At 75.8% G+C, this 16,005-nt stretch carries 16 protein-coding genes and 1 pseudogene; 12 read left to right on the top strand and 5 right to left on the bottom strand.

Going from position 1 to position 16,005, the window contains the following annotated elements; genetic code table 11:
- The first annotated feature begins 1 nt into the window (after position 1).
- From bioD to ACF053_RS26690, 3 genes are all read left to right on the top strand, one after another.
- Positions 2–718 (top strand): dethiobiotin synthase, encoded by a 717-nt coding sequence (bioD, locus tag ACF053_RS26680; RefSeq protein WP_391956317.1) that lies wholly within the window; start codon positions 2–4, stop codon positions 716–718.
- A 52-nt stretch (positions 719–770) separates the two neighbouring features.
- Positions 771–1,115 carry a VOC family protein gene (locus ACF053_RS26685; protein WP_391956318.1) on the top strand — a complete coding sequence of 115 codons (345 nt, stop codon included), beginning with the start codon at positions 771–773 and terminating at the stop codon, positions 1,113–1,115.
- Positions 1,116–1,350: 235 nt separating this feature from the next.
- Complete coding sequence (locus ACF053_RS26690) at positions 1,351–2,037, top strand: class I SAM-dependent methyltransferase (RefSeq protein ID WP_391956319.1); 687 nt, start codon at positions 1,351–1,353, stop codon at positions 2,035–2,037.
- A gap of 296 nt (positions 2,038–2,333) precedes the next feature.
- On the opposite strand, the gene ACF053_RS26695 is transcribed toward ACF053_RS26690, so the two are convergent.
- Positions 2,334–2,705, bottom strand: a complete 372-nt coding sequence (locus tag ACF053_RS26695; protein WP_391956320.1) for a fic family toxin-antitoxin system, toxin component — start codon at positions 2,703–2,705, stop codon at positions 2,334–2,336.
- Between the two features lie 16 nt (positions 2,706–2,721).
- Positions 2,722–2,973: a toxin-antitoxin system HicB family antitoxin gene (locus ACF053_RS26700; protein WP_391956321.1), complete on the bottom strand. Its 252-nt coding sequence runs from the start codon at positions 2,971–2,973 to the stop codon at positions 2,722–2,724.
- 269 nt (positions 2,974–3,242) lie between these two features.
- Between ACF053_RS26700 and ACF053_RS26705 the strand changes: the two genes are divergently transcribed.
- From ACF053_RS26705 to mug, 6 genes are all read left to right on the top strand, one after another.
- On the top strand, positions 3,243–3,662 hold the full coding sequence (locus ACF053_RS26705; RefSeq protein WP_391956394.1) for a GNAT family N-acetyltransferase: 420 nt from the start codon (positions 3,243–3,245) through the stop codon (positions 3,660–3,662).
- A gap of 162 nt (positions 3,663–3,824) precedes the next feature.
- Positions 3,825–5,303 (top strand): hemolysin family protein, encoded by a 1,479-nt coding sequence (locus ACF053_RS26710; RefSeq protein ID WP_391956322.1) that lies wholly within the window; start codon positions 3,825–3,827, stop codon positions 5,301–5,303.
- Complete coding sequence (locus ACF053_RS26715; RefSeq protein ID WP_391956323.1) at positions 5,300–6,316, top strand: hemolysin family protein; 1,017 nt, start codon at positions 5,300–5,302, stop codon at positions 6,314–6,316. The genes ACF053_RS26710 and ACF053_RS26715 overlap by 4 nt, the downstream gene beginning before the upstream one ends.
- A gap of 36 nt (positions 6,317–6,352) precedes the next feature.
- A complete protein-coding gene (locus ACF053_RS26720; protein WP_391956324.1) occupies positions 6,353–7,132 on the top strand; it encodes an SGNH/GDSL hydrolase family protein in 780 nt (259 codons plus the stop codon).
- Between the two features lie 175 nt (positions 7,133–7,307).
- Positions 7,308–8,741, top strand: a complete 1,434-nt coding sequence (gene purB, locus ACF053_RS26725) for an adenylosuccinate lyase (protein ID WP_058941272.1) — start codon at positions 7,308–7,310, stop codon at positions 8,739–8,741.
- A 19-nt stretch (positions 8,742–8,760) separates the two neighbouring features.
- Positions 8,761–9,309: a G/U mismatch-specific DNA glycosylase gene (mug, locus tag ACF053_RS26730; protein WP_391956325.1), complete on the top strand. Its 549-nt coding sequence runs from the start codon at positions 8,761–8,763 to the stop codon at positions 9,307–9,309.
- Here the strand turns inward: mug and ACF053_RS26735 are convergent.
- Complete coding sequence (locus ACF053_RS26735) at positions 9,287–9,721, bottom strand: hypothetical protein (protein WP_391956326.1); 435 nt, start codon at positions 9,719–9,721, stop codon at positions 9,287–9,289. The genes mug and ACF053_RS26735 overlap by 23 nt on opposite strands.
- 433 nt (positions 9,722–10,154) lie before the next feature.
- Between ACF053_RS26735 and ACF053_RS26740 the strand changes: the two genes are divergently transcribed.
- Entirely contained in the window at positions 10,155–11,312 is a 1,158-nt protein-coding gene (locus tag ACF053_RS26740; RefSeq protein WP_391956327.1) for an ROK family protein, read from the top strand.
- Positions 11,313–11,511: 199 nt separating this feature from the next.
- Here ACF053_RS26740 and ACF053_RS26745 read toward each other — a convergent pair whose 3' ends face one another.
- Positions 11,512–12,279, bottom strand: a complete 768-nt coding sequence (locus tag ACF053_RS26745; protein ID WP_391956328.1) for a GntR family transcriptional regulator — start codon at positions 12,277–12,279, stop codon at positions 11,512–11,514.
- 291 nt (positions 12,280–12,570) lie between these two features.
- Between ACF053_RS26745 and ACF053_RS26750 the strand changes: the two genes are divergently transcribed.
- Positions 12,571–13,500, top strand: coding sequence for an alpha/beta fold hydrolase (locus tag ACF053_RS26750; protein WP_391956329.1), 930 nt, complete (start codon positions 12,571–12,573; stop codon positions 13,498–13,500).
- A 51-nt stretch (positions 13,501–13,551) separates the two neighbouring features.
- Here ACF053_RS26750 and ACF053_RS26755 read toward each other — a convergent pair.
- Positions 13,552–14,385: pseudogene (locus ACF053_RS26755) on the bottom strand (EamA family transporter); the annotation flags it as partial.
- 137 nt (positions 14,386–14,522) lie between these two features.
- Here ACF053_RS26755 and pdxR point away from each other — a divergent pair.
- Entirely contained in the window at positions 14,523–15,998 is a 1,476-nt protein-coding gene (pdxR, locus tag ACF053_RS26760; RefSeq protein ID WP_391956330.1) for a MocR-like pyridoxine biosynthesis transcription factor PdxR, read from the top strand.
- Positions 15,999–16,005: the final 7 nt, after the last annotated feature.

Genomic DNA, 16,005 nt, shown 5'->3' on the forward strand with positions numbered 1-16,005 from the left:
CATGGCGGTCCTGGTGGTGAGCGGTACCGGTACGGAGATCGGCAAGACGGTCGTGACGGCCGCCGTCGCCGCGGCGGCACGGGCGGCGGGCCGTTCGGTGGCCGTGCTGAAGCCCGCCCAGACGGGCGTCGCGCCGGGTGAGCCGGGCGACGCCGACGAGGTCGTACGGCTGGCCGGGGACGGGGTGACGGGCCGGGAACTGGCCCGGTTCCCCGAGCCGCTGGCACCGGAGACCGCGGCCCGGCGCGCCGGCATGGCGCCGGTGCGCCCCGCCGCGGTGGCCGCCGCCGCCGAGGAGCTCGCCGCCGGGCACGATCTGGTGCTCGTCGAGGGCGCGGGCGGTCTGCTGGTGCGGTACGACGGGGAGGGCGCCACGCTGGCGGACGCGGCGCGGCTGCTGGGCGCGCCCGTGCTGGTCGTGGCCGCCGCCGGGCTCGGCACGCTGAACCTGGCGGCGCTGACCGGGGAGGCGTTGCGGGCGCGGGGCATCGCCCAGGCGGGGGTGGTGGTGGGCAGTTGGCCCCAGGCGCCCGGTCTGGCCGAGCGGTGCAACCTGGCCGACCTGCCCGCCTCGGCGGGCGCCCCGCTGCTGGGCGTGGTCCCCCAGGGCGCCGGGGCGCTGGCGCCCGCCGCCTTCCGCGCGGCCGCGCCGACGTGGCTGGCCCCGGCGCTGGGCGGCGACTGGGACGCGGCGGCGTTCACCCGCGCGCACGCCTGACGGACGGTCGTGGACGCCCCGAGGAGGGCCTGGGGCGCCTACGCTGGCCGGTATGCGCGTGACAGTGAACGAGATCGTCTTCGACTGCGCGGACCCGGCCGCGCAGGCGAGGTTCTGGGCCGGACTGCTCGGCGGGGAGCCGGTGGACCGGGCGGCGGACTGGTCGTACGTCGATCCGCCGGGGTTCGTGCGGGTGGCGTTCCAGCGTGTGCCGGAGGGCAAGGCGGTGAAGAACCGGCTCCACCTCGACCTGGACGCGAGGGACGTGGCCGGGGCCGCCGACGCCGCGGTGGCGCGGGGCGCCGAGCGGGTCGGCGGAATCGTCCGGGACGAGCAGGGGTGCTTCCAGGTCCTGCGCGACCCCGAGGGCAACGAGTTCTGTTTCGTGGGCGACTGACCAGCTCCGCGCGCGTGCGGGGAGCGGGTGCGGGCCGCGTCAGGTCGGGGGGCCGGGGCGGTTCGGCCGATCGGTACAGGTCCGATCGGGGCGGGTCGGGGCCGACCGGGTCGGGTCCTCTCGGGTCGGGTATCGATCGCTGTGCGCGCCCCTCCCGCCGGACGTCCCGGGCTCCCCGGGCGTCGAACGGGCGGTCCCGGGCGCGGGCGGACACGCTGCCGGAGGAGGAACCGTGATGACCGAGAGCAGGAGCGAGGCCGGTCCGGACGCCGTGCACCACCCCTGGTTCGCCCGCTTCTACGCCCGCCTCAGCGTGCGGGCCGAGACCGGGGCCGGCGTGGGGCCGCTGCGTCGGGAGTTGCTGGACGGGTTGTCCGGCCGGGTCGTCGAAATCGGCGCCGGCAACGGGTTGAACTTCCCGCACTATCCCGCCGCCGTCTCCGAGGTGGTCGCGGTCGAACCGGAGCGGGTGCTGCGGCGGCTCGCCGTCGAGGCGGGGCTGCGCGCCGGGGTGCCGGTGGACGTGGTGCCCGGGACGGCGGAGGCGCTGCCGGTGCGGAGCGAGGCGTTCGACGCGGCGGTGGCGTCGCTGGTGCTGTGCAGCGTGCGGGACGTGCGGCGGTCGCTGGCCGAGGTGTGGCGGGTCCTCAAGCCCGGGGGTGAGCTGCGCTTCTTCGAACACGGCCGCGCGCGGGGCCGGGTGGCTCCGATGGTGCAGCGCGGCCTCGACCTCACGGTGTGGCCGCGCCTGTTCGGTGGCTGTCACACGGCGCGGGACCCGCTGGACGCGATCGCCGCGGCAGGATTCGAGATCGTCGCATTCCGGCGGCTCCGCCTGCCGGAACGGGGTGTTCCACTGCCGTCGTCGCCGTGTGTGCTGGGTGTGGCGCGCCGGCCGTACGCGTCGGGCGGCGGCGCCTGAGCCGGCCACGCCCGTGGCCGCGCAGCTGCGCCGGGGTGACGTGGGCGCGGCCGCCGTTGGTGATGAGGGCGTTGACCGGGGTCATCGGGTCGGCGGCCATCGCCTTGGCGAACAGGACGCCGAGGGCGAGCGGCAGGAGCGCTCCGGCGAGGGCCGTGCCGAGCGCGACGAGCTGCCCCGGTGCGGGGCGGCGGACGGGTGCGCGGTTCATGGGCCCATTCGACCGGCCGGGCGGGGCCGGGGACATCCGGTGGCGTACTCAGCCGCCGGGCCGCGGGTACTCAGCGGCCGACCGGTCAGAGGGTCCAGCGTTCCAGTTCGGCCGCGATGTCACGGATGTCCGCGCCCCTGCCCTTGACGAGCCGCGCCAGGTCCCTGACCCGTTCCGGCGAGGTCGTCACGCGCAGCCCCGCCGCGACGAGGTAGCCGTACGCGACCGCCGACGCGAACAGCGCGTTGGAGTGTTCCAACGCCGGGACGTGCAGCAGTAGTTGGAGGAGGGCGGCGGCCCGGACGTGCGGGTCGTCGTACACGGGCATGCCGAAGATCTCCGCGTCGTGCCGACCGACGGCGGCCACGAGGGCGCCCCAGTCGACGACCTGGGGGTCGTTGGGGGCCTTCTGCTCGGCGACCATCAGCAGCCAGGCGAGGTCGATGGAGAGGTTCATGCGTGCGCGGACGCCCTCACCGACCGCCCTCCGGCCGGGGTGCGGGCCCGAGCGCCGGTTCGCCGCGGAACTCCTCGGCGAACACCGACTCGTACTGCTTCATGAAGTCGGCCGCCGCGTCCACGAAGGTGCGGCCCGTCTCGCCCACGTCGCGCTGGACGAGCTCCTCGATGTACCGGTTCACACTGACCCCCCGCTGCTGCGCCCTGCGGCGGGCGGCCTCGGCCGTCGCCTCGTCCACCCGTACGTTCAGCTGAGTCTTCGCCACCTCATCACGCTAGCGCGAAGACGCTAGCGCCCGCAAGGGGAAGGCGGGCGTCCCGACGGGACGGAACCGGTTCCGCGCCTCGGAGGCGGAAATTCCGTCGCCCCGGCCGGACGGGCGGTGGTGGGATGTCCCACGTGAGCGATCTTCGGATGAACGGCACTCCCCCGCCCCCTCCCCCGCACGACCGGACCGGCACGGACGCCGCCGGGGACGGCACGGGCAGCGCAGGCGGCACGGGCCGCGGGGGCGGCGCAGGCGGCACGGGTGGCCTGCGGGTGCGCCCCGCGACCCCCGCCGACCTGGACGCCGTGCTGGCCTTCTGGAAGACGGCCGCCGAGGGCACGAGCATCAGCGACGACCGGGAGGGCGTCGAGCGGCTCGTCGCCCGCGACCCGGAGGCACTGCTGCTCGCCGAGGACGCCGACGGCGTGCTCGCGGGGACCGTCATCGCCGGGTTCGACGGCTGGCGGTGCCACCTGTACCGGCTCGCCGTCCGCCCGGCGCTCCGGCGGCGGGGCGTCGGGACGGCGCTGCTCGCAGCCGCCGAGGAGCGCTTCGCCCGGCTGGGCGGCCGCCGTTCCGACGCCATGGTGCTGGACCGCAACGACACCGCCCACCACGCCTGGCGGGCTGCCGGGTACGCGCCGCAGCCGGAGTGGAGCCGGTGGGTCAAGCCGCTCGCCCCCTGACCGGCGCCGGGGACACCGCGTGCGGCCGCCCACGCCGCGCGCACGCCCCGCCCCGACACGCGGAAGGTGTGTGAACGTGCGCGCACGGGCGACGCTCCCAGTGGTCGTAGCCGGCATCGCGGAGATCCGCCCTCTGGGCGATCATGGGACGGAGGTGAACCGATGACGGAAGTGCTGCTGCTGCTCCTGGCGCTGCTGCTCGCGCTCGCGTGCGGGGCGTTCGTCGCGGCGGAGTTCTCGCTCACGACGGTCGAGCGGGGCGCGCTGGAGGAGGCGGTGGAGCGCGGTGAGCGTGGCGCCGCCGGGGCGCTGCGGGCCGTACGGTCGCTGACCTTCCAGTTGTCCGGCGCCCAGCTGGGCATCACGGTGACCAACCTGGTCGTCGGCATGCTCGCCGAGCCGTCCGTGGCCCGTCTGATCAGCGGCCCGCTCCGCGACCTGGGTGTGTCCCCGTCGGTGGCCTCGTCGCTGGCGCTGGTCATCGGCACGGCCCTGTCGACGGTCGTGCTGATGGTCGTCGGCGAGCTCGTGCCGAAGAACTGGGCCATCTCCTTCCCGCTCGGGGTCGCCAAGGTGGTGGGTACCCCGCAGCGGATCTTCAGCGCCGCCTTCAAGCCGCTGATCAGCCACCTGAACAACACCGCGAACCGCATCGTGCGCCGGCTGGGCATGGAGCCGGCGGAGGAGCTGGCGTCGGCCCGCAGCCCGCAGGAGCTGGTCGCCCTGGCCCGCCACTCGGCGCGCGAGGGCGCGCTGGAGCCGGACACCGCCGAGCTGTTCGTCCGTACGCTGAACCTCGCGGAACTCACCGCCGAGAACGTCATGACGCCCCGCGTGCAGGTCATCGCCCTGGAGGCGCGGGCGACGGCCGAGGACGTGGCCAACGCGACCCGGGCGACCGGTCTGTCCCGCTTCCCCGTGTACCGGGGCGTCCTGGACACCGTCATCGGCACGGCCCACATCAAGGACGTCCTGGCCGTGCCCGCCGACCGGCGCCACCGGACACCGGTGGTGGAGCTGCTGCGGGAGCCGGTGCTGGTGCCGGAGAGCCTCACCGTGGACCGGTTGCTCGACCGCATGTACGGCAGGGCCACCATGGCCGTGGTCATCGACGAGTACGGCGGCACGGCGGGCGTGGTGACGATGGAGGACATCGTGGAGGAGGTCGTCGGCGAGGTGCGCGACGAGCACGATCCGCACGAGACGCCCGACCTGCTGCGGGCGGGGGACGACGCCGACGGGCGCGCGTTGTGGTCCGCCGACGGTGCCGTGCGCACCGACCAGCTGCGCTCCCTGGGGCTGAACGCGCCGGAGGGCCCTTACGAGACGCTCGCCGGACTGGTCGCCACGGAGCTCGGCCGCATCCCGGAGGTCGGCGACGCCGTCGAGGTCGCCGGGTGGCTGCTGGACGTGGTCGACGCCTCGGGGCGCCGGGCGGCGCGCGTACTGCTGCACGCCCCGACGGCAGGGACCGCCGAGACCGCCGGGGACGCCGGGGACGCCGGGACCCGCCGGGACGGCGGAGGCGGCCGGGACGACGGAGGCGGCCGGGACGGCGGGGACGGCCGGGACGGCGGGGACGGCGGCCGCCGGGGCGGCGCGCGGACCACCGGCCGCACCGGGGGGAGGGCGGGACGGTGATCGTCATCCAGTTGCTGGTGGGACTGCTCACCCTGGTCCTTAACGCCTTCTTCGTGGGGGCCGAGTTCGCCCTCATCTCCGTTCGCCGCAGCCAGATCGAGCCGCAGGCGGAGGCCGGTGACCGTCGGGCGCGCGGCGTCCTGTGGGGGCTGGAGCACGTGTCGGCGCTGCTGGCGGCGGCGCAGCTCGGCATCACCCTCTCCACGCTGGTCCTCGGCATCGTCGCCGAACCGGCCATCGCGCACCTGCTGGAGCCGTTGTTCGAGGCGGTGGGCGTGCCGCACGGCCTCGTGCACCCGATCTCCTTCGTGATCGCCCTGTCGGTCGCCACGTACCTCCACATGCTGCTGGGCGAGATGGTGCCGAAGAACGTCGCCCTCGCCGAACCGGTGCGCACGGCGCTGCTCCTCGGGCCGCCCCTGGTGGCGGTGGCGCGCGCGCTGCGTCCGGTGATCTTCACGGTGAACGCGTCCGCCAACGCGCTGCTGCGGCTGATGCGGGTGGAGCCGAAGGACGAGGTCGGGGCGACGTTCTCGGACGACGAGCTGGCCCGCATGGTGACCGACGCCGGAGACGCGGGTCTGCTGGACGACCGTGCCGCCGAGCGGCTGCACGACGCGCTGGAGCTGGGCCGGCGCCCGGTGCGGGACGTCGTCATGCCGTTGGAGCGGGTCGTCTACGTGCAGCTGGGAGCCACACCGGAGGAGGTGGAGGGGCTGGCCGCGCGGACCGGCTTCTCCCGTTTCCCGGTGGTGGACGCCACCCGCCGCATCCTGGGCTACCTGCACGTCAAGGACGCGCTGGACGTCGGCTCCCGCGACCTGCCCTTCCCCGTGGCGGCGATGCGGCCGATCGCCCGGGTGCGGGCCGCGACCCCGCTCGATGACGTGCTGACGGCGATGCGCCGCAGCCGTACGCACCTGGCCGCCGTCCTCGACGAGGACGGCCGGCTCGCGGGGCTGGTCACCATGGAGGACGTGCTGCGCGAACTGGTGGGCGGACCAGCCGCCTGAGACACCACACCGTCCGGACGGTACGATCGCTCCGCCATGGAGATGAATGCTACGTACACGAGTTTTGTCGCGGTGGGCGACAGCTTCACCGAGGGCATGTCGGACCTGCTGCCCGACGGCTCCTACCGGGGGTGGGCGGACCTCCTCGCGGCCCGGCTCGCCGCCCGCACGCCCGGGTTCCGCTACGCGAACCTGGCGGTCCGCGGGAAGCTGATCGGCCAGATCGTCGCCGAGCAGGTGGGGCCGGCGGCCGCGATGGGCGCCGACGTGATCACCCTCGTCGGCGGGCTGAACGACACCCTGCGCCCGAAGTGCGACATGGGGCGCGTGCGGGGGCTGCTGGAGGAGGCGGTCGAGCGGCTGGCGCCGGTGTGCAAGCAGCTGGTCCTGATGCGCAGCCCCGGCCGCCGCGGCCCGGTCATGGAGCGGTTCCGCCCGCGCATGGAGGAGCTGTTCCAGCACGTCGACGACCTGGCCGCGCGGCACGACGCGCTGGTGGTGGACCTGTACGGCGCGCACGTGATGGGCGACCCGCGGATGTGGGACGTGGACCGGCTGCACCTGACGGCGGAGGGCCACCGCCGGGTCGCCGAGGCGGTGTGGCAGGCGCTCGGCCTCGACGCCGCGGAGGACTGGCGGGTACCGCTGCCGCCGGACCTGCCGGGCCCGTGGGCGGACCGCCGGCGTGCGGACCTGCGCTTCGCGCGGCAGCACCTCGGCCCCTGGATCGGCCGGCGGCTGACGGGCCGCTCCTCCGGCGACGGCCGGCCCGCGAAGCGCCCGGACCTGCTGCCGTTCGAGGAACCGACGGCGTAGGGCCGCCCGGCGGCAGCGGCGGCGGTCCCGGTGACCGCATGCGCACGGGCGCGTGCCGGGGAGGCGGGGCGTGCGGGCCCGGGGTGCGCGCACGGGGGGTGGCGTGCGTCTCGTAGCAAGGCACGAACCGGGCCGCCGCGCCGACCTGCAGGAACCGCCAGTAGAATCCGTCCACGTGACTGCAAAGCCTCGTATCCCCAATGTCCTCGCCGGCCGCTACGCCTCCGCCGAGCTCGCCGTCCTCTGGTCCCCCGAGCAGAAGGTGAAGCTGGAGCGCCGGCTGTGGCTCGCCGTGCTGCGCGCCCAGAAGGACCTCGGGATCGAGGTGCCGGACGCCGCCCTCGCCGACTACGAGCGCGTCCTCGACCAGGTCGACCTGGCGTCGATCGCCGAGCGGGAGAAGGTGACGCGGCACGACGTGAAGGCCCGCATCGAGGAGTTCAACGACCTCGCGGGCCACGAGCAGGTACACAAGGGCATGACGTCCCGCGACCTGACGGAGAACGTCGAGCAGCTCCAGGTCCGGCTCTCCCTGGAGCTCGTGCGCGACCGCACGGTGGCGGTCCTCGCCCGGCTCGGCAAGCTGGCCGGCGAGCACGGCGAGCTGGTCATGGCGGGCCGCTCGCACAACGTCGCCGCGCAGGCCACGACCCTCGGCAAGCGCTTCGCGACCGCGGCGGACGAGCTGCTCACCGCGTACGCGCGGCTGGAGGAGCTGCTGGGCCGCTATCCGCTGCGCGGCATCAAGGGGCCGGTCGGCACCGCGCAGGACATGCTGGACCTGCTCGGCGGCGACGCGTCGAAGCTGGCGGAGCTGGAGCAGCGGATCGCCGGGCACCTGGGCTTCGCCCACGCCTTCACCTCGGTCGGCCAGGTCTACCCCCGTTCGCTGGACTACGAGGTCGTCACCGCGCTGGTGCAGCTGGCGGCCGCCCCGTCCTCGCTGGCGAAGACGATCCGGCTGATGGCCGGGCACGAGCTGGTCACCGAGGGCTTCAAGCCCGGCCAGGTCGGTTCCTCCGCGATGCCGCACAAGATGAACACCCGCTCCTGCGAGCGCGTCAACGGCCTCATGGTCATCCTGCGCGGTTACGCGTCGATGACCGGCGAGCTGGCGGGCGACCAGTGGAACGAGGGGGACGTCTCCTGCTCGGTGGTGCGCCGGGTCGCGCTGCCCGACGCGTTCTTCGCGCTCGACGGGCTGCTGGAGACGTTCCTGACCGTGCTCGACGAGTTCGGCGCCTTCCCCGCGGTCGTCGCCCGCGAGCTGGACCGGTACCTGCCGTTCCTCGCCACCACCAAGGTGCTGATGGCGTCGGTGCGCGCCGGCGTGGGCCGCGAGGTGGCGCACGAGGCCATCAAGGAGAACGCCGTCGCGTCGGCGCTGGCCATGCGCGAGCAGGGCGCCGAGCGCAACGAGCTGCTCGACAAGCTCGCCGCCGACGACCGCATCCCGCTGGACCGCGCGCAGCTGGACGCGGCGATGGCGGACAAGCTGTCGTTCACGGGCGCCGCAGCCGACCAGGTCGGCGCGGTGGTCGCCCGGATCGAGGAGATCGCCAAGCGGCACCCGGAGGCCGCCGGTTACGTCCCCGGTGCGATCCTCTGACACGGGGCACACGTCCCGCATGACACCTGAGGAACTCCAGGCCGCCCGTGACCGCGTCGTCCCCGACGTGGTGGCGGGCGGTCTGTCCGTGCTCTTCTGCGGCATCAACCCGGGGCTGATGTCGGCCGCGACGGGCCACCACTTCGCCCGCCCCGGCAACCGCTTCTGGCCCGTGCTCCACCTGTCGGGGTTCACGCCGCGCCGGCTGGTGCCGGCCGAGGAGCGCGAACTCCTGGCGTACGGGCTGGGCATCACCAACGTCGTGGCCCGGGCTACGGCCCGCGCGGACGAGTTGACGGCGGAGGAGTTCCGCGAGGGCGGCCGGACCCTGACCGCCAAGGTGGAGCGGCTGCGTCCGCGCTGGCTGGCGGTCGTCGGCATCACCGCCTACCGCACCGCCTTCGGGGAGCCGAAGGCCGTGATCGGACCGCAGGAGCGGACGATCGGTGACACCCGGATCTGGGCGCTGCCCAACCCCAGCGGTCTCAACGCGCATTGGACGGCGGCGACGATGGCGGAGGAGTTCGCCCGGCTGCGCGTCGCCGCTACGGCGGATCGGTCTCGGTGACGACGGCGAGCAGCTGGTAGGGCAGCTCACGGTCCCACTGCGAGACGCCGAGGGCTATCCATCGGCCGTCCACCCGCCACAGGTGGACGTCGGGGACGTGGGCGGCGAGCCCGGCCCATGGCTCGGAAAGCTCCTCGCCCTGCTCGCCCCGGAGGAACACCGACCAGAGGGAGAACACCTGCGGCTCCCCCCACCGCGCGCTCAGACAGGCCGCGAGGGCGTCGCGCTCCGCCTCGTACTGCTCCGCCACCTCCTCGGCGCGGCCGGGGTCCTCCCAGAAGTCCTCGCTCGTGGCGAGCTCGGCGACGTGGTGGCCGGGGCCGCTGTCGCCCGCGTCCGACCGTCCGCGCCGCCCGGGGAAGGGGCGGCTGCGCAGCAGGTCGATGGTCGCCAGGTGCCGGGCCGTGGTCATGACTCCAGTAAACCGGCCCCCACTGACAATTGGCGGCGCGTCAGGAGGCCCGCGCAGCGACCCTCCCACCGGCCGGCCCGCTCGCGGTACCGCCCTCTCCCGCGGGGTCGACGTGGTCCGCGTGGCCCGTGGGGTTGCGCGTCGCCACGCGTGGCCCGCGTGTTTGCGCGTGGCTCCGTGCCGGGACGGTCGCGGCTCGCCCGGCCCGGCCGCCCGGCACCACGGGCGACGCCTGGGCTCCGCGGGGGCGGCGCGTCGGGTGCCGTGGGACGGCGCGGGAGCCGGCCGCCGGGGAGGGCCCGCCGGTGCGACCACCGGCGCGGTCCGCGGGCGGCCGGGCGGGGCCGCCCGGCGCGGACGGCCCGCGCTCGCCGCTCCACCCGGCATTGAGTACGATCCGGCAGACACGCGGCACGAGCTGGGAGGACAGACGGTGGGGCGACTTACCGGCGGTGACCCGTCGCTGCTGCGGCGGATCAACTCCGCGGTGGTACTCCATGCACTGCGCGGCGGTGACGCCCGCACGCTGACCGACCTCACGCGTCTCACGGGCCTCTCGCGTCCGACGGTGGAGGGGGTGACCGAGGGGCTGATCGAAGCGGGTCTCGTCATCGAGGCGGGCCCCGAGGAGGGCGAGGTACGGCGCCAGGGCCGACCGGCCCGCCGGTTCCGCTTCCGTGCCGAGGCGGGGCACCTGCTGGGCATCGAGATCGGGCCCCACCGGGTGGCCGCGCTGCTCTCCGGACTGGACGGCCGGATCATCGGGGCGGGCACGCGGGAGGTGTCCGAGACCGCGTCGGCCGACGAGCGGCTGGAGCGGGTCCGCGCGGCCGTCGCCGACGTACTGCGCCGCACCGGTGTCGCGCGCGGCACCCTGCGGGCGGTCGGCGTGGGCACGCCCGGGATCGTCGAGGCGGACGGCAGGGTGCGGCTGGGGACGGCGCTGCCGGGGTGGACGGGGCTGGCCCTGGGCGAACGGTTGAGCCGGTCCTTCCGCTGCCCGGTGCTGGTGGAGAACGACGCCAACGCCGCGGCGGTCGCCGAGCACTGGAAGGGCGCCGCGATCGACTCCGACGACGTCGTGTTCGTCCTGGCGGGACTCAGCCCGGGCGCCGGGGCGCTGATCGGCGGGCGGCTGCACCGGGGGTTCGGCGGGGCGGCCGGGGAGATCGGCGCGCTGCACCTGCTCGGGCGCGGCGCGACCCCCGAGACCCTGCTGTCGACGACGGGCGAGCCGCTGCACCCGCTGGACGAGCACGCGGTGGCCGAGGTGTTCGCGCGGGCGCGGCGGGGCGACGCCGGGGCGCTGGCGGCGGTGGACCGGTTCACGCAGCGGCTGGTGCACGACGTGGGCGCGCTGGTGCTGGCGCTCGACCCGGAGCTGGTCGTGGTGGGCGGCTGGGCCGCCGGCCTGGACGGGGTCCTGCCGCCGCTGCGGGAGGAATTGGCGCGGTTCTGCCTGCGGCCGCCGCGCGTGGCGCTGTCGCTGCTGGGCGAGGCGGCCGTGGCGACGGGCGCGCTGCGCCTGGCCCTGGACCACGTGGAGGAGCAGTTGTTCGCCGTGGAGGGCACGGTCACCGCCCGGCGCTGACCGCACCGGCGACCTGGCGGTGGTGTCAGCGGTGACCGCGGAACGGCCCGGCGGGACGCACGGGCGTCCCGGGCCGGGCCGGAGTCGCACGGCGTCGCCCATGGGTCGGGCCCGGGGCAAGCGGCCCCTCGGACGTGGGTTTCCAGGGACCGGGCGGGAAGGCCCTTGAGCTGGCTCGGAAGGGCCCCTCAGGCGTGGTTCAGGAGGCGATCCGGAGGTCGCCCGCGTCGCCGAAGGTCAGGCGGCAGGTGTCGGCGCGGTAGGTGGCGACGGAGACCGCGGCGGTACGGCCGCCGGAGAGGTACCGCGTGGTGACGACGAGGACCGGCGCGCCGGGGAGGCGGTCGAGCTCCTTGGCGTCGTCCGCGCGGGCCGAGCCCAGCTCGACGGCGCGGTCCTGGCCCTCCAGGGGCAGCCGCTCCAACTCCCGCAGTACGCGGTGCGCCAGGGCGGTGCCGCTCTGCGTCCCGGGCACCACCAGGCCGGGCACCGAGGAGGCGGGCACGTACAGCTGCTCCGCCGCGACGGCCTGGCCGTGCGTCGCCCGCAGCCTGCGGACCACGTACACGGGACGGTCGACGTGCGCGGCACCGGTACCGGCGTCGGACTCGGCGTCCAGGAGGCGCAGGACGGCGACGGGCGGCTCGGCGGCGGCGCAGTCGACGGCCTGCCAGTTGTCGTCGCCCGCGGCGGGCCAGCGGTGCCGGGCGGTGGAGACGTCGACGCCTACGCGCGGCGGGGCGACGGTCGTGCCGACGCCGCGGCGGCGCTGCAGGCGGCCCTCCAGCTCCAGCTGTTCGAGAGCCTGGCGGAGCGTGGCGCGCGCGACGCCGAAGCGCGCGGCGAGCTCGCGCTCGTTGGGGAGGATCTCCCCGACCTGGAACTCGGAGTCGAGCGCCTCGCCGAGCACGGTCTTCAGGTGCCAGTACTTGGGCTCCGGCACCGCTTCCAGCTGCGTGGTCCCCACCCTGATCCTCCGCGATCGCCGTGTACCGGACGACTTTTTCCTCGGCCTTGTTTATTAAAGGACCCTGCACTATCCCTGCGACCATAGGACGGGGCACCCGCTTGGTCAAGACCAATCGTGGCCGAAGCGGGGAACGCGGCGGCGGGGCGTGGCCGAGCTTCGGCCGAACACGGGGCTACCGCCCGGTAATCGCGGCTGACAAGCTGTCCGCGCGAAGCGGGGCGGGCATCGGCCGGGGCGCGGCGGGCGAGCGTCCGCGGGCCCGGCCCGACGGACGGCAGGGAGGGCGACATGGCCGCGGAGGTCTCGTTCACGGTGGACACGCCGCGGGGGCCGCGTGCGCTGTCCGTGCGGTACGAGCGCAGGGGCGGAGGGGAACCGCTCCTGCTGCTGCACGGGATAGGGCACCACTGGCAGGCGTGGGAGCCGGTGCTGGACGTCCTGGCGGGCGAGCGGGACGTGATCGCCGCGGATCTGCCCGGGTTCGGGGCGTCGGGGGCGCTGCCCGACGGGCTCGCGTACGAGGCGGCGACGGTCGTGCCGGCCCTGGGGGCTCTCTGCGCGGCGCTGGGGGTCGACCGTCCGCACGTGGCGGGCAACTCCCTGGGCGGCCTGCTGGCGCTGGAGATGGGCCGGGCCGGGCTCGCCCGGTCGGTCACGGCGCTGTCGCCGGCCGGATTCTGGTCGGAGGGCGAGCGGAGGTACGCGTTCGCGACCCTCCGGGCGATGCGGCTGGGCTCCCGCGCGCTGCCGGTGCCGCTCATCGAGCGGTTGTCGCGGTCGGCCGCCGGGCGGGTGGCGCTGACCGGCGCCGTCTACGCCCGGCCCGCCCGCCGCTCGCCGGAAGCGGTGGTCGCCGAGACGCTGGCACTGCGTTCGGCCGCCGGCTTCGAGCAGACGCTGGCGGCCGGGCGGGGCGTGCCGTACCGGGAGGACGTGCCCGGCGTGCCCGTGACGATCGCCTGGGGCACGCGGGACCGCCTGCTACTGCCGCGGCAGGGCGTCCGCGCGCGGGGCGTGCTGCCCGGGGCCCGTCTGGTGCGGCTGCCGGGGTGCGGGCACGTGCCCATGCACGACGACCCGGCGCTCGTCGCGCGCGTCGTCCTGGACGGCAGCGGCGGCCGGGCCGGCCGCCGGGCCGACCCCGGCCGCGGCGCCGGCCGTGCTCCCGGCGCCACGGCTCCCGGCACCCCGGCCGCGGAGGATCCGGCGCACCCCTGACAGACCGCGCGGGACGACACCCGTGAGCACCCCGGAGCCGAACGCCACCCCGGCGCCCACGAGGGCGCTGCCCACCGCCTGGGCCGGTCCGTACGAGCCCGCGGCCACCAGCGGCGCGGTGAGCGCGGCGGACACCGGGATCAGACCGGAGAAGAGCGTCGCCCGCTCGGCGCCGATCCGCTGCACGCCCATGTACCAGCAGACGAAGCCGACGACCGTGACGACGACGGCCTGCCACAGCAGCGCCACCGCCTCCGCCGGGACGGGGAGCCGCAGGGCGTCCGCCCCGCCGGTGACCGCCGCGAGCAGGGCGGACTCCACGGCGGCGACCCCGCACACCGTCGCCGCCAGCAGCCTCGGGCCCAGCGGCTTCAGGACCGGGACGGCCAGCACCGCGAAGCCCACCTCGCCGGCGAGGGCGCACACCGAGAAGAGCACGCCGGCCGCGTCGGTGCGCCCCCACCCCTGCACGGTGAGGGCGCCGACGGCGACCAGCACCGATCCGTACAGGACGGGCCGCGTGGGCCTGCGGCCGTCCAGGAGCGGTACCAGGACGGCGACCACGACGGGCGCGCAGCCGACGAGGACGCCCGGCACGGCGGGTTCCGCGGTGCGCTCGGCGGCGAGCACCGCGAGGTTGAAGCCGACCATGCCGATGGCGGCCAGGGCGGCGAGGCGGACCCACGAGGCGGCGGACAGGGCGCGCAGGGGCGCCAGTCCGCCACGGCCCAGCAGGGGCAGGAGGAGCAGGCAGGCGAGCCCGTACCGGAGGGCCTGACCGCCCGCGTACGGGTAGGAGCCGAGGACGCTGTTGGCGGTGAAGGAGGCGCCGACGAGGACGCAGGCGAAGGCTGCGAGGAGGGCGCCGCTCCGTGAGGTGGTCATGACGTCGACGCTAGGGAACGTGGTTGTCCTGCTTGAGGACCACTTTCCTCCTTTCTTCGGGGACCACTTTCTGCTCCGCAACCTAGTGCGCGGCACTGACAACGCCCGCCGGCCCGCCGCCTTGTAGGGTCCCGGTCATGTCGGTACGCGAAGAGGGCGGCGGAACATGGGAGTTGCTGGCCCCGGCGGCGGCCGCGCCGACCCGGCGACGGGGCCGCGCCCTCCAGGAGTCCCTGCGCGGCGCGGTGCGCTCCGGGCGGCTCGCGGCCGGCACGCGCCTGCCGTCGACCCGGGAGCTGGCGGCCGAACTGGGGGTGTCGCGCGGGCTGGTGACGGAGGCGTACGAGCAGCTGACCGCCGAGGGGTACCTGCACAGCGCCCGGGGGGCGGGGACGTGGGTCGGTGACGCGGTGCGCGCGGCCGCGCCGGGCGGCGTGCGGGACCTGGCACCGCACTCCCCCGGCGTGCGCGTGGACTTCCGGCCGGGGGTCCCGGACCTGTCGCTGTTCCCGCGCGCGGCGTGGGCCGCGGCGTACAAGACGGCGCTGGGCGGGCTGGCGCACCGGCAGTTCGGCTATCCGGACCCGCGCGGCCTGCCGGAGCTGCGGACCGCCCTGGCCGCTCTCCTCACCCGGCGGCGGGGCGTGGTGGCGGACCCGGAGCGGCTGGTGGTGTGCGCGGGCGTGGCGCAGGCGCTGACGCTGGTGGGGGCAGTCCTGCGGGAACGCGGTGAGCGGTCGGTGGCGGTGGAGGACCCGGGCAGCCCCAACCACGGCACGCTCTTCGCGGCGGTCGGGCTGCGCGCCGTCGGGGTGCCGCTGGACTCCGAGGGGCCGGAGCCGGCGGCGCTGGCCGCCTCGGGCGTCCGGGCGGTCGTGACGACACCGGCGCACCAGTTCCCGCTGGGGATCGGGTACTCGGCGGGGCGGCGGGCCGCCCTGCTCGACTGGGCGCGCGGGGTGGACGGGTGGGTGGTCGAGGACGACTACGACGGCGACTTCCGCTACGACCGGGAGCCCGTCGGCGCGCTGCAGGGACTCGACCCGGAGCGGGTCGTCTACACCGGCTCGGTGAGCAAGTCGCTCGCCCCGGGGCTGCGGCTGGGATGGCTGCTGCTGCCGGAGTCCCTGGCGGAGGCCGTGGTCGAGCGGAAGCGGATGGCGGACCTCGGCTATCCGGTGCTCGACCAGGCGGTGCTGGCGGACTTCGTCACGCGCGGCGGCTACGACCGGCACCTGCGGCGGTGCCGCAGCGCGTACCGCGAGCGACGGGACGCCCTGGTGCGCGCACTGGCGGCGGACCTGCCGGGCACGGAGGTCAGCGGCATCGCCGCGGGCCTGCACATCATCGCGCGCGTACCGGCGCGGTACGGGCCGGCGCCCGTGCTCCTTGAGCGGGCGGCCGCGGCGGGCGTCGGGCTGCACACCCTCACCGACTACGGCGCGGACCGGGACGACGCCTGCGGACGCCCGGCCCGTGCTGCGGGCGGAGGCGCGGGCCGGGGCGGTGTGGCGTTGGTGCTGGGGTACGCGCACCTGGCCCCGGCGGACATCGCGCGCGGCGTCCGCACCCTCGCGGAAGCCGTGCGCGGGACGGGGCCGGGCGCCCCTTAGACCGGTA

Source organism: Streptomyces kanasensis (assembly GCF_043077165.1).
Classification (GTDB): domain Bacteria; phylum Actinomycetota; class Actinomycetes; order Streptomycetales; family Streptomycetaceae; genus Streptomyces; species Streptomyces changanensis.

Excerpts from the sequence above, each read along its gene's own strand:
- ACF053_RS26695 (WP_391956320.1), bottom strand. The coding sequence starts at position 2,705 with ATGAACCTCTCCATCGACCTCGCCTGGCTGCTGATGGTCGCCGAGCAG.
- bioD (WP_391956317.1), top strand. The coding sequence starts at position 2 with ATGGCGGTCCTGGTGGTGAGCGGTACCGGTACGGAGATCGGCAAGACG.
- ACF053_RS26690 (WP_391956319.1), top strand. The coding sequence starts at position 1,351 with ATGACCGAGAGCAGGAGCGAGGCCGGTCCGGACGCCGTGCACCACCCC.
- mug (WP_391956325.1), top strand. The coding sequence starts at position 8,761 with ATGACACCTGAGGAACTCCAGGCCGCCCGTGACCGCGTCGTCCCCGAC.
- ACF053_RS26710 (WP_391956322.1), top strand. The coding sequence starts at position 3,825 with ATGACGGAAGTGCTGCTGCTGCTCCTGGCGCTGCTGCTCGCGCTCGCG.
- ACF053_RS26735 (WP_391956326.1), bottom strand. The coding sequence starts at position 9,721 with ATGACCACGGCCCGGCACCTGGCGACCATCGACCTGCTGCGCAGCCGC.
- ACF053_RS26720 (WP_391956324.1), top strand. The coding sequence starts at position 6,353 with ATGGAGATGAATGCTACGTACACGAGTTTTGTCGCGGTGGGCGACAGC.
- ACF053_RS26750 (WP_391956329.1), top strand. The coding sequence starts at position 12,571 with ATGGCCGCGGAGGTCTCGTTCACGGTGGACACGCCGCGGGGGCCGCGT.
- pdxR (WP_391956330.1), top strand. The coding sequence starts at position 14,523 with ATGTCGGTACGCGAAGAGGGCGGCGGAACATGGGAGTTGCTGGCCCCG.
- ACF053_RS26685 (WP_391956318.1), top strand. The coding sequence starts at position 771 with ATGCGCGTGACAGTGAACGAGATCGTCTTCGACTGCGCGGACCCGGCC.